The following is a 13,284-nucleotide window of genomic DNA, read 5'->3' on the forward strand; positions in this document are numbered from 1 at the left end:
CATACGGACGGCGGGGCCGCCGCGTTCAGCCGCACCCGGGCATCCTCGCGCCCCGGGCCGGAAAATCGCTTTGCCGACCGCCCGGCCGAGCCATGAGAATGCCGGTCCATGGGACATCTGGAGGCCGCGCACCTCGCCTACTTCCTGCCCGACGGCCGGCTGCTGCTCGGCGATGTGTCGTTCCGCGTCGCCGAGGGCACGGTGGCCGCCCTCGTCGGGCCCAACGGGGCGGGCAAGACCACACTGCTGCGGCTGGTCTCCGGCGAGGTGGAGCCGCACGGCGGCACGGTCACGGTCAGCGGCTCCCTGGGGGTGATGCCGCAGTTCATCGGCTCGGTGCGCGATGAGCGGACGGTGCGCGACCTGCTGGTGTCGGTGGCCCAGCCCCGGATCCGCGAGGCCGCCCGCGCGGTGGACGAGGCCGAGCTGGCGATCATGGAGCGGGACGACGAGGCCGCTCAGCTGGCCTACGCCCAGAGCCTGAGCGACTGGGCCGAGGCACGCGGCTACGAGGCCGAGACGGTGTGGGACATGTGCACCACCGCGGCGCTCGGAGTGCCGTACGAACGGGCCCAGTGGCGCGAGGTGCGCACGCTCAGCGGCGGCGAGCAGAAGCGGCTGGTGCTGGAGGCGCTGCTGCGCGGGCCCGACGATGTGCTGCTGCTGGACGAGCCGGACAACTACCTGGACGTACCGGGCAAGCAGTGGCTGGAGGAGCGGCTGCGCGAGACCCGCAAGACCGTGCTCTTCATCAGCCACGACCGGGAGCTGCTGGCCCGCGCGGCCGCCCGGATCGTCAGCGTCGAGCCGAGCCCGGCGGGCAGCGATGTGTGGGTGCACGGCGGCGGCTTCGCCACCTACCACGAGGCCCGCGAGGAGCGGTTCGAGCGCTTCGAGGAGCTCCGGCGGCGCTGGGACGAGAAGCACGCCCAGCTCAAACGGCTGGTGCTGGACATGCAGCGGTACGCCGCCCGCAGCGACGAGATGGCCTCCCGCTACCAGGCCGCCAAGACCCGGCTGCGGAAGTTCGAGGAGGCCGGGCCGCCACCGGAGCCGCCGCGCAAACAGGACATCACCATGCGGCTCGCGGGCGGACGCACCGGGGTACGGGCGCTGACCTGCCGGGCGCTGGAGCTCGAGGGGCTGATGCGCCCCTTCGACCTGGAGGTCTTCTACGGCGAGCGGGTGGCCGTACTGGGCTCCAACGGCTCGGGCAAGTCCCACTTCCTGCGGCTCCTGGCGGGCCAGGACGTCGCCCACCGGGGGGAGTGGAAGCTGGGCGCGCGGGTCGTGCCCGGCCACTTCGCCCAGACCCACGCCCATCCGGAGCTCTTCGGCCGCACGCTGGTGGACATCCTGTGGACCGAACACGCCCGGGACCGGGGACGCGCGATGAGCGCGCTGCGCCGCTATGAGCTCGGCCGCCAGGGCGACCAGACCTTCGACCGGCTCTCGGGCGGCCAGCAGGCCCGGTTCCAGATCCTGCTGCTCGAACTGGCCGGGACGACGGCGCTGCTGCTGGACGAGCCCACGGACAACCTGGACCTGGAGTCGGCCGAGGCGCTCCAGGACGGGCTCGGAGCGTACGAGGGCACGGTGCTCGCGGTCACCCACGACCGCTGGTTCGCGCGGTCCTTCGACCGCTTCCTGGTCTTCGGGTCGGACGGCGTCGTCCGCGAGACGGCGGAGCCGGTCTGGGACGAGCGCCGCGTCGACCGGGTCCGCTGAGCGCTCCGCGGGAAGGGGCGCGAGGTGCGGTCGTTCATCCGCCGCTGCGTCGTGGCCGATCGCGCCCACGCGGCGGAGCCGCACATCGACACGGCCCCCGCGCCCCTTCGGGCGGGATAAGCGCTGGGCGTTGTCGACCGGCACCATCCTCCTCAACCGCTGGACCGGGTGGAGCGCGGGCGAGCACTGGGGAGCCGCACCACTGCGCGACCCGCTGGGCCGGCGGACAGAAGGAACCGTCGGGGCGCGGGCCTCGACCACCCCGTCCGTGTAGAGCAGCAGCGTGTCGCCGTCCTCGAAGGGCACGGTCCCGGGCGTGCCGGGGTCGCCCGAACTACCTGGCGGTTGACATCGAAGCCGCCGCGCAGCGCCGCGACGAGTATCTGGGCGGCCACCGCCAGCGCGCCGATCAGCCCGGTGGTCCCTGCCGGCCGGCCCGGACCCGGCCGATCGCCGCCGGAAGCACCGGGACGGCGGCTTCCTGGTCCTCCAGGCGCCGCAGCTCCTGGGCCGCCGCGCGTTCGATCTCCGACGCCTCCGCCTCCGCCCGCTCCCGGGCGTAGGCGGAGACCAGGCCGTGCAGCCAGAACCGGGGCACGGCGCCGGGGGCGCCCGTGTGGACGACCTTCAGCAGCCGGGCGTCCGCCAGCCGTTCCAGCGCTTCCGCCACGTCGGGCACGGCGAGGCTCGGCAGCTCGGTCCCCGGGGGCGCGGACAGCACCCGGACCCCGGACAGTCCGAGCATGCGGAACAGCCGGCGATCGTCCTCGGCCAGGCGCTGGTAGGCCGGGGCGAAGCAGGAACGCACGCTCAGCGGGCCATGGGTGAGTTCGTCCAGCGGCCCGGACCGGTGCGTCAGCCGGTGGGCGAGGTCACCGAAACTCCAGTGGGGCCGGGCCGCGAGCCTGGCCGCGGCGATGCGCAGGGCGAGCGGCAGACAGCCGCACAGCCGGGCCAGCTCGCGCGCCGCCGCGAGGTCCCGGTCCACCCTCGAGGTGCCCAGGACCCGCCGGAAGAGCATCAGGGCCTGGTGCAGGCTCATGTCGGCGTGCTCGACCCGGGAGGTGAAGGGGAGGCTGGTCAGCCGCGCCCGGCTGGTGATGATGACCGCGCTCTCCACGTTGCCCGGCAGCAGATGCCGGACCTGCTCCTCGTCGGCCGCGTCGTCGAGCACGGTGAGGACGCGCCGGCCGCGGAGGCTGTCACGGAAGCAGGCGGCCTGGGCACCGATCCCCTCGGGCAGCGCCGACATCGGGTGGTCCAGCGCGAGGAGCATCTGGGCGAGCGCCGCCGCGGGGTCGGTGGGGTGCCCGGTGCTGCCCCCGAGGTCGACGTAGAGCTGACCGTCCGGGAACCAGGGGCGCAGCCGGTGCGCCAGATGGACGGCGGTGGCCGTCTTGCCCGCTCCGCCCTGGCCGGTGATGGCGGTGACGGCCGTGGCGGTCCGGTCACTCGCGGTCAAGGCGGGCGCCAGCACGTCCGTGGTCTCACAGGGCACGAAGTCGGCGATGTCGCCGGGGAGTTGGGAGGGCGCCCGGCGGCTCGCCAATACCGCGAACGGCGGCCACACACCGGTCGATCCGTGGTCCTTCGGCTGCGGTGACAGCAGGGCCCGGTACAGGCGCTGCACATCGGGGGTCGGCTCGGTGCCGAGCTCCTCGGCGAGCTTGGCCCGCAGATCGGCGTAGACGGCCAGGGCCTCGGCCGGACGGCCCGACTGGTGGAGGGCCGACATCAGGTGGCGGTACAGGGTCTCGCGCAGCGGATACCGCTCGATGAGCGGCTTGAGCCTGCTCACCACCTGGGCGTGGGCACCCATGGCCAGCATCACATCGGTCTGCTCCTCCAGGGCGACCAGCCGCAGTTCGGCCAGCCGGTCGGCCTCCGCCGCGACGCAGTCGCCGGTGTCGGCGTCGCTGAACGCGTCCCCTTCCCAGAGGGACAGTGCGCGCTCGAGCCTGACCGCCGCCCCGTCGAGATAGCCCTTGTCCCGTTCCCGCATGGCGGCGGCGAGCAGCTTCTCGAACTGCTCGGAGTCGACTTCGGCGGGCACCAGCCGATATCCACCCGGCTGGGTCGATATCACGGACGTGACGGTGTCCGGTCCGGCCAGGGACCGGAAAAGCGACCTGAGCCGGGACACCCTGACATGCACCGCGTTGAGCCGTTTGGTCGGAGGTGGATCCGGCGTTGTCGCCTCGACAATGTGATCGGTCGACACCGATTGTCCGGCATGGGCTAAGAGTTCGGCCAAGAACGCCCTGTCTCGCCTCCCGACCAGGGTTATCGGCGGGCCTTCCCCGTCGGAGACTCGCAAGGATCCCAGAACGTAGAACTTCACGTCGCGATCGTTGCACGGCACTCGCCCGAAAACCATCCTTGCTGATGGGGGAGTTGATACGGGAACCAGCTCGGGAAGTCGACCGGGTAACTCGGCCGAGGAAGTCGACCAGGGAAGTCGACCCGGGAAATGGCCCGCGCCCGGCCCGCGCGGCGATACCCGGCGCGCGCGGCGATTGACGCTACGTCACGCCCAATTGCCCAGCAAGCCCCGTGGACACTACCGGTCACGTTGATCGCCGCGCTCGTGATCCCCGCACCGCCGGTGCTAATTTCGGCCGTATGACATCCGCGACTCGCAAGGAACACGTGCCCGCGGGGCAAGGGGCGATCTCCGGGTAAAGCCAACCGGCCTGTTCACTCTTGTCGCCGTTCGCGGTTCGGTGTTCGTCGGTCGTCGGCGCCGCTGCAATTCCCATGGCCGCGCGCCGTTGTCTCCCAGGGTTCCCGGAAGCGGAGAGCGCGGGCTCATATCGCGAGGAACCGTCTTGCTGTCTTCTTTCGGAGTGCTACTGTGAGCCGTTCTGGAATGACCCCGGACGAACTGCGGGAACGTCTGGTTCCGCTGCCGCGGCACGAGCGGCTGGAGATTCTCCTCGGGGTCGTGTGCGGCAAGGTCGCCGAACAACGGGAAACCGGCGACGCGCGGTCCATCGACGCCCACACCCCCTTCCGCGCGCTCGGGCTCGTCCGTGACAAGGCGGCGGCCCTGCTGCGGAGTCTCACCGCGGCCACCGGTGTTCCGCTCTCCTCCGTCGCCGTCTTCGACCACCCCGATCCCGCCGCGCTCGCCGCTCATCTGCTCACCCGGCTCACCGGCCCGGAACAGGAACTGGCGGAAGAGGAACTGGCGGAAGAGGCCAGGGCGGAAGACGAGACGACGGACGACGAGAGGGCGGAGCGGCGACCGGTGGCGCGCGACCATACCGGCGGCCGGGCCGAAGACCCCATCGCCATCGTGGGAATGGGCTGCCGCTTCCCCGCCGGGATCAACTCCCCCGAAGAACTGTGGGAGTTCCTCGAGCAGGGTGGCGACGCCGTCACCGGCTTCCCGGTGGACCGTGAATGGGACGTGGCGGGCATCTATCACCCCGACCCGGAGCACATGGGCACCTCCTACACTCGTTCCGGAGCCTTCATCAGCGATGTCGCCGACTTCGACGCCGATTTCTTCGGCATTTCACCCCGCGAGGCCGTGGCGATGGACCCGCAGCAGCGGCTGCTGCTGGAAGTGGCCTGGGAAGCGGTGGAGCGGACCGGAATAGCACCCCACACCCTGCGCGGGAGTTCCACCGGGGTCTTCATCGGCACCAATGAGCAGGACTATCTGTCGCGCTTCTTCCAGCCCCCCGAGGAGAGCGAGGGATTCCTCATCTCCGGCAACGCGGCGAGCGTCCTGTCCGGCCGCGTCTCCTATGTGCTGGGCCTCCAGGGCCCGTCGGTGAGCGTGGACACCGCGTGCTCCTCCTCCCTCGTGGCCCTGCACCAGGCGTGCCGGTCGCTGCGCGACGGGGAGTGCGACCTGGCGCTCGGCGGGGGAGTGGCGCTGATGTCCTCACCCGGCGCCTTCATCGACTTCGCCCGCAAACGGGTGCACGCCGCCGACGGCAGGTGCAAGGCGTACGCGGACACCGCCGACGGCACCGGCTGGGGCGAGGGAGCGGGAGTCCTCGTACTGGAGCGGCTGTCCGACGCCCGCCGCGCCGGACACCGTGTCCTCGCCCTGATCCGCGGCACCGCGGTGAACCAGGACGGCGCCTCCAACGGGCTCTCGGCGCCCAACGGGCCCTCCCAGGAACGGGTCATACGGCAGGCGCTCGCCGACGGCGGGCTGGAGCCGGGCCAGGTGGACGCGGTCGACGGCCACGGCACCGGCACGCCCCTCGGCGACACCATCGAGGCGCAGGCGCTGCTGGCCACCTACGGCCGGGGCCGGGACGAGGACCGGCCGCTGTGGCTGGGGTCGATCAAGTCCAACATCGGGCACACGCAGGCGGCCTCCGGCGTCGCCGGCCTCATCAAGATGGTCAAGGCCATGGAGCACCGGTGGCTGCCGAAGACCCTGCATGTCGACGCCCCCTCCCGGCGGGTCCCGTGGGACTCGGGCGCGGTGCGGGTGCTGGACAGCGGCCGCGCCTGGCCCGAAGGCGAGGAGCCGATGCGGGCCGGCGTGTCGTCCTTCGGCGTCTCCGGGACCAACGCCCACCTCGTCGTCGAGCAGCCACCCGCGGTGACCGCCACGCAGCCCACCACCGACCCCGCGTCCGCCGGCGCGGTGCCGTGGGTGCTGTCCGCCCGGTCCGCCGACGCCCTGCGGGAACAGGCCGGGCGGCTGCGGACCACGGTGGCGCGGAATTCCGCGGCCTCCGTCACCGACATCGGAGCGGCCCTGGCCACCACCCGCTCGCCCTTCACTCACCGGGCGGTGCTCGTCGGATCGGACCGGGAGACCTTCGAGGATCTCCTCGCCGCCGTCGAGCGGGGCGAAACGGCCGAGAACGCGGTGACCGGCGCCGCCCGCCCCGGCCTCGGCCGCCCCGTGTTCGTCTTCCCCGGACAGGGCGCCCAGTGGCCCGGGATGGGCGCCGACCTCCTCGACTGGTCGCCCGCCTTCGCCCGCGCCCTCCGCGCGGTCGACGCCGCCTTCGCGCCCCTGGTGACCTGGTCGGTGGAGGACATCCTGCGGCGGCGCCCCGGCGCGCCGTCGCTGGACGAGCCCGAAGTGCTCCAGCCGGTGTCGTTCGCGGTGTCGGTCGCCCTGGCCGAGCTGTGGCGGGCCCATGGTGTGCAACCGGCCGCCGTCGTCGGCCACTCCCAGGGCGAGGTGGCCGCCGCGGTGGTCGCCGGAGCCCTCGGCCTGGACGACGCCGCCCTGATCATGGTCGTCCGCACCCGGGCCCTGATGCGGCTGCTCGGCAACGGAGCCATGGCGGCGGTGGACCTGCCCCTGGAGGAGGTGGAGCGCCGGCTCGGCGGCTACGACGGCGAGATCTCCGTCGCGGCCGTCAACGGCCCCACCCAGATCACCGTCTCCGGCACCCCCGGGGCCGTCGACGCCCTGTTGGAGGAGGTGCGCGCGGAAGGCGTCCGGGTGCGCAAGATTCGCGGCGCCGCCGCCGCGGGCCACTCCGCGCAGGTCGAGGCGTTGCGCGAGGAACTGGTCTCGGGACTGGCCGCCGTGACGCCGCGTACGACGCATATCCCGTTCTACTCCTCGGTGACCGGGGAGCCGGCGGACACCGCGCGGCTGGACGCCGATTACTGGTACGACAACGCCCGCCGGACCGTGCGCTTCGACCTGGCCGTACGGGCCGCGATGGCCGAGGGGCACACGGCCTTCCTGGAGGCCGGTCCGCATCCGCTCCTCACCGCGGCCGTCCAGGATCTGGCGTTCGACGCCCAGGTCCCGGCGGTGGCCGGCGGCTCGCTGCGCCGGAACGAGGACGGCCCCATATGCTTCCGGCGCGCCGCGGCCGAGTTCTACGCGGCCGGGGTCGACATCGACTGGACCACGGCCTTCCCCGACCCGCCCCGCATCCGCGTGGACCTGCCCACCTACCCCTTCCAGCGGCGGCGCTTCTGGCTCAAGGCCGCGGCTGCCGGCCCGGCACCGGCGGCAGGCCCGCCGCCCGCCGCCGCGGACCCGGCACGGGATTCCTTCTGGCGCGCCGTCGAGGACGAGGACCTCACCGCGCTCACCGGTGTCCTCGGCATGGCCGGCGACGGCCGGGCCGTCGCCCTCGCGGACGCCCTCCCGGCCATGGCCACCTGGCACCGGCGGCACCGTACCGACCACTGGCGCTACCGGATCGCCTGGGAACCCCTCGGGCCGGCGCGCCCGGACCCCGCGGGCGACCGCGGCCCCTGGCTCGTGGCCGTACCGGCGGAACACGCCGAACACGCCGTCACCCGGGCCGTGGTGGACGCGGTGCGCGGGCACACCGAGACGGTGCTGACCCTGGCGGTCGAGGCCAAGGACGACCGGGAGTCCCTCACGGACCGGATCCTTGACCTCCTCCCCGGCCAGCCGCTCTCCGGGGTGGTGTCCCTCCTCGCGCTGGACGACGACACGCCGTCCGAGGCCGCCCCCGGCGTACCGGCGGGCACCGCGCACACCGCCGCGCTGATGCAGGCGCTCGGGGACGCGGAGACGGACGTGCCCCTGTGGCTGATCACACGGGGCGCCGTCGCCACCGGCGACGGCGATCCGGTGAGCCACCCCGTCCAGGCGCAGACCTGGGCCCTGGGCCGAGTGCTCGCCCTGGAACACCCCGACCGGTGGGGCGGTGTGATCGACCTGCCCGCCGAGCCGGGCCCGGCCGCGGTGCGCACCCTCACCGCCCTGCTGGCCGGCGGCGACGACGATCAGCTCGCCGTCCGGGACGCCGGTGTGTTCACCCGCCGCCTGACACGCGCGGCGGACGCCGCACCGGGCACCGCCGGATGGCGGCCGGACCCCGACGGCACGGTCCTCATCACCGGTGGCACCGGTGCGCTGGCCGGTCATGTCGCCACCTGGCTGGCCGACCAGGGCGCCGGGCACCTGATGCTCGCCGGCCGGCGCGGCCCCGAGGCCCCGGGCGTGGCCGAACGCGTGGCCGAGCTCAGGGCGCGCGGCGCCGAGGTCACCGTGGTCGCCTGCGACGTGCGCGACCGGGAGTCGGTACGCGACCTGCTCGCCGCCGTCCCCGGGCGCCACCCGCTCACCGCCGTCGTGCACTGCGCGGGGATCGGCCGCCTTCAGGCCCTGGCCGACACCACACCACAGGACTTCTCCGACGTCTTCGCCGCGAAGGCCGAGGGCGCGCGCCATCTGCACGAACTCACCGAGGAGAGGGGCATCCGCCTGGACGCCTTCATCCTCTTCTCGGCCGTCTCCGCGGTGTGGGGCGTCGGCCGCCAGGGCCACTACGGGGCGGCCAACGCCTATCTGCTCGCGCTCGCGGAGCACCGCCGGAGCCGGGGCCTCGCCGCCACCGCGCTCGCCTGGACCGGCTGGACCGGGGGCGGTATGGCCGTGGAGGACGCCTCGCAGGAGACCCTGCGGCGGCACGGCCTGCCCGACGGCGCCTTCGACCGCCTCGGCATGACCAAGGAGGAGGCCGCCGCCGAGACCGGAGAGCTCTGGGGGCTGCGCGGCATCGACCCGCGGACCCAGCTGGAGGTCCTGCGCACGGCTCTGGACCGCGGCGACGCGGTCACCATGGTGGCCGACGTGGACTGGGAACGGTTCACCACCGGATACGCGTCCGCGCGCCGCCGGCCGCTGCTGGCCGGGATCCCGGAGGCGCGGGCACTGATGGAGCGCCTCGACGCCCCGGCCACCGAGCCGGCCGGCGAGCCCGACGGCTCCGGCGCGCCGCAGACGCCCGAGGACTGGCAGCGCGGCCTGGCCTCCGTCACCCCGGAGGAGCAGCGGGCCCGGGTCCTGGAGCTGGTCCGCGACCGGCTCGCCGAGGTCTTGGGGCATGGCTCGCCCGAGGACGTCGACCCCGACCGCCCGTTCCTCGAGATGGGCCTCGACTCCGTCTCGGCGGTCCAACTGCGCAACCGACTCGGCACCGCGGTGGGGCTGCGGCTTCCCGCGACCATCGCCTTCAACCACCCGACCCCGCGCGAACTCGCCGGATACGTATGGTCCAACGTGGCGCCGCCCGCCGCCGAGGCCGACGGCGCCGCGACGGAGGACACCCCCGTCGAAGCCCCGGCCGCCGCCCCCACCACGGCGTCCGACGACACCCTGGTCCAGCTCTACAACTACGCCTGCGCCCACGGCCACGTGGACGAGGCGGTGAAGATGCTGCATGTCGCGGGACAGCTGCGCCCCACCTACTCCGCCCCGGACGGGCCGGCCTCCCGCCCCGTACCGGTGCGTCTGGCGGAGGGCCCGGACCGGCCCTCGCTCATCTGCCTCACCCCCTACGTCGCACCCGCGGGCGCCCACCAGTACGCGCGCTTCGCCGCGCCCTTCCGGGGCGTCCGGGACCTGTGGGCGCTCTCCCACCCGGGTTTCGCCAAGGGCGAGCCGCTCCCCGCCGACCTCGACACGCTCTTCGCCACCCAGGCGCGGACGGTGCTCGACACCGCCGGGGACGCGCCGTTCGTCCTGCTCGGCTACTCCTCCGGTGGCTGGGTCGCCCACGGCACCGCGGCACGGCTCGAGGAACTCGGCCGCCCGCCCGCCGCGGTGGTGATGCTGGACAGCTTCAGCCTGCGCCACCGCGAGGACAGCCGGGTCTTCTCCACGATGATGAACCAGCACCACGAGCGGGAGGGAGACCTGGAGGTCCCGCCCGAGGAGCTCACGGCCATGGGCCGCTACCTGCCGATGTTCCACCAGTGGAGCGACATCCCCGCCCTCTCCGTGCCCACCCTGCTGGTACGGGCCGAGGAGCAGGCCGTGCTCAACCCCGGGACCGGGGCCGTCACACCGCCGCCGGAGCACGTGGACATCACGGTTCCGACCCCCGGCAACCACTACTCGATGATGCAGGAACACGCCCCGCGCACCGCCGAGGCCGTCCGGACATGGCTGGCGGACACCTTCGTCACCCGATGAGCCCGCACCCGGTCCGCGCCCTGTTTCCCGCGGTCCGCGCCCCGCGTCCGCAGCACGTGAACGCAGCACCTGAACGCAGCATGTGAATGAGGAGCCTCTTTCATGGTCAAATCCCTCTACGAGCTCGGTGAACTGCCCCCGCTGGGCGAGGTCCCCCAGCAGATGTACGCCTCCCTCATCCGCCAGGATCGCTTCGGGGAGCCGGTCAAGGCGTTCCGCACCGAGGTGGTCGACGTCCCCGCCGTCGGGCCCGGCCAGGTGCTGGTCTATGTGATGGCCGCGGGCATCAACTACAACAATGTCTGGGCCGCCAGCGGCCAGCCCGTCGACGTCATCGCCGCACGGCAGAAGTTCGGTCTCCCCGAGGACTTCCACATCGGCGGTTCGGAGGGCTCCGGGGTGGTGTGGGCGGTCGGCCCCGGCGTCCGCCACGTCCGGCCCGGAGACCAGGTGGTCCTCTCCGGAGGGCAGTGGGACGAGACGGCCGAGGACATCCGCCTCAGTGGCGAGCCCCCGTTCTCCAGCTCCGCCCTCGCCTGGGGGTATGAGACCAACTACGGCTCCTTCGCCCAGTTCTGCCTGGTCAACGAGGTCCAGTGCCACCCCAAGCCGGAGAACCTCTCCTGGGAGGCGGCGGCCTGCTTCATGCTCTCGGCGCCCACCGCGTACCGCCAGCTCTTCGGCTGGCCGGGCAATACGGTGCGCCCCGGCGACCCGGTGCTCATCTGGGGCGGCGCGGGCGGCCTCGGCTCCAGCGCCATCCAGCTGACCCGGATGGTCGGCGGCATCCCCATCGCCGTGGTGTCCGACGACCGGCGTGCCGAGTTCTGCCTCGAACTCGGCGCCCGGGGAGTCATCAACCGCAATGACTTCGACCACTGGGGCCGGCTCCCCGACGCGGACGACGAGGAGGGCATGGCCCGCTTCCTGCGCGGCGCGCGGGCCTTCGGCAAGAGGATCTGGGAGATCCTCGGCGAGCGCGCCGCACCGAGGATCGTCTTCGAGCACAGCGGCCAGGCGACCCTGCCCACCTCCGTCTATCTGTGCGCCACCGGCGGCATGGTGGTGATCTGCGGCGGCACCTCCGGCTACAACGGCGACATCGACCTGCGACACCTGTGGATGCGGTCCAAGCGGCTCCAGGGCTCGCACGGCGCCAACACCCGGGAGTTCCGCGAGGTGACCAAGCTGGTGAGCGAGGGCGTCCTCGACCCCTGCCTCACCCGCTGCGACGACTTCGAGGGAGTCGGCCGGCTGCACCAGCTGATGCACGACAACACCCACCCGGGCGGCAACATGTCCGTCCTCGTCAACGCCCCCGAGCGCGGCATGAACACCCTGCCTGCCTGATCGGGCCACCCATACGCCCAGGAGAACACCGTGCACCAACCCCCTCATGCCGCCGAGCGGCCGGCATCGGAGCCGGGGGCGGCGCCCGCCCCCCGCACCGTCCATCCGCTCGAGATGGCGAACGGCACCAGACTGTGGCTCGTCACCGGATACGCGCCGGTGCGCCAGGCGCTGTCGGACCCCCGGTTCGCCAAGGACTCCTGGCAGATCATGCGGATCCTGCGGGAGCGCCGGATCCAGGCCCACCAGGAGATCTTCAGCCAGGCCCTCAGTCACCACATGCTCAACACCGACCCTCCCGAGCACCACCGGCTGCGGCACATGGTGAACAAGGGCTTCACCCAGCGCCGGGTGCGGCGGCTGCGGCCCCGCATCGAGCAGATCACCGATCAACTGCTGGACGCCGTCCAGGGGCAGGACTCGGTCGACCTCATCGACGCCCTGGCGTTCCCGCTGCCCATCACCGTGATGTGCGAACTGCTCGGCGTGCCCGAGGAGGACCGGCACACCTTCAGGTCCTGGACCAACGCCTTCGTCCTGGCGGTCGAGCCCGAGGTCTTCAGGGACGCGAGCGTCTCCATGGACGCGTACATCCGTGAGCTGGTGGCCGCCAAACGCGCGGCGCCCGGGGACGACATGATCTCCGCCCTCGCCACCGAGGACAGCGAGTCGGCGCTGGACGACGAGGAAATAGCGGCGATGGCCGTGCTGTTGCTCGCGGCCGGCCACGAGACCACCGTGAACCTCATCGGCAACGGCGCACTGGCCCTGGTGACCCACCCCGACCAGTTCGCCGCCCTGCGCGCCGACCGCTCCCTGCTGCCCGGGGCCATCGAGGAGTTCCTGCGCTACGAGAGCCCGGTCAACCAGGCGACCATGCGCTTCACCAAGGAACCGGTCGAGATAGGCGGCGTGCTCATCCCCGGGGACGAGTTCGTGATGGTGAACGTCGACTCCGCCAACCACGACCCCGAGCGGTTCCCCCAGCCCGGCCGGCTGGATCTGAAGCGGGACGCCCGGGGCCATGTCTCCTTCGGACACGGCATCCACTTCTGCCTCGGCGCGCCGCTGGCCCGGCTGGAGGCCGAAGTCGTCTTCACCAAGCTGCTCGACCGCTTCGAGACGATCGAACTCGCCACTCCGGTGGCACAGCTGGAATGGCGCAGCAGCACTCTGATGCGCGGGCTGGAAAGCCTGCCGCTGCGCATGGCATAAGCCGGAACATGGACAACTCACCATTGTCGATGGGGCGTTGTTGGCAGCATGTGTCCGCAACTCTTGAATCCCATGCTCGGCCGAACGTAATG

Annotated in this window: 6 protein-coding genes; 5 read left to right on the forward strand and 1 reads right to left on the reverse strand. The window is 72.6% G+C overall.

Annotated elements, in window-relative coordinates; translation table 11 throughout:
- Positions 1–108: 108 nt before the first annotated feature.
- Together ACMTAK_RS45760 and ACMTAK_RS45765 are read left to right on the forward strand one after the other, a co-directional pair.
- Positions 109–1,728: an ATP-binding cassette domain-containing protein gene (locus ACMTAK_RS45760; protein WP_413811614.1), complete on the forward strand. Its 1,620-nt coding sequence runs from the start codon at positions 109–111 to the stop codon at positions 1,726–1,728.
- Positions 1,729–1,858: 130 nt separating this feature from the next.
- Positions 1,859–2,002: a hypothetical protein gene (locus ACMTAK_RS45765; RefSeq protein ID WP_413811615.1), complete on the forward strand. Its 144-nt coding sequence runs from the start codon at positions 1,859–1,861 to the stop codon at positions 2,000–2,002.
- A 135-nt stretch (positions 2,003–2,137) separates the two neighbouring features.
- On the opposite strand, the gene ACMTAK_RS45770 is transcribed toward ACMTAK_RS45765, so the two are convergent.
- Positions 2,138–3,781, reverse strand: a complete 1,644-nt coding sequence (locus tag ACMTAK_RS45770; RefSeq protein ID WP_413811616.1) for an AfsR/SARP family transcriptional regulator — start codon at positions 3,779–3,781, stop codon at positions 2,138–2,140.
- 816 nt (positions 3,782–4,597) lie between these two features.
- Here ACMTAK_RS45770 and ACMTAK_RS45775 point away from each other — a divergent pair.
- From ACMTAK_RS45775 to ACMTAK_RS45785, 3 genes are all read left to right on the forward strand, one after another.
- Positions 4,598–10,627 (forward strand): type I polyketide synthase, encoded by a 6,030-nt coding sequence (locus ACMTAK_RS45775; RefSeq protein WP_413811617.1) that lies wholly within the window; start codon positions 4,598–4,600, stop codon positions 10,625–10,627.
- A gap of 102 nt (positions 10,628–10,729) precedes the next feature.
- The gene (ccrA, locus tag ACMTAK_RS45780) at positions 10,730–11,977 is read left to right on the forward strand and encodes a crotonyl-CoA carboxylase/reductase (RefSeq protein WP_413811618.1); all 1,248 of its coding nucleotides are present in this window, start codon (positions 10,730–10,732) and stop codon (positions 11,975–11,977) included.
- A gap of 30 nt (positions 11,978–12,007) precedes the next feature.
- Positions 12,008–13,192, forward strand: a complete 1,185-nt coding sequence (locus ACMTAK_RS45785) for a cytochrome P450 family protein (RefSeq protein ID WP_413811619.1) — start codon at positions 12,008–12,010, stop codon at positions 13,190–13,192.
- Positions 13,193–13,284: the final 92 nt, after the last annotated feature.

It is taken from the genome of Streptomyces lacaronensis (assembly GCF_047337785.1).
Lineage (GTDB): Bacteria > Actinomycetota > Actinomycetes > Streptomycetales > Streptomycetaceae > Streptomyces > Streptomyces lycopersici.

Excerpts from the sequence above, each read along its gene's own strand:
- ACMTAK_RS45760 (WP_413811614.1), top strand. The coding sequence starts at position 109 with ATGGGACATCTGGAGGCCGCGCACCTCGCCTACTTCCTGCCCGACGGC.
- ACMTAK_RS45775 (WP_413811617.1), top strand. The coding sequence starts at position 4,598 with ATGACCCCGGACGAACTGCGGGAACGTCTGGTTCCGCTGCCGCGGCAC.
- ccrA (WP_413811618.1), top strand. The coding sequence starts at position 10,730 with ATGGTCAAATCCCTCTACGAGCTCGGTGAACTGCCCCCGCTGGGCGAG.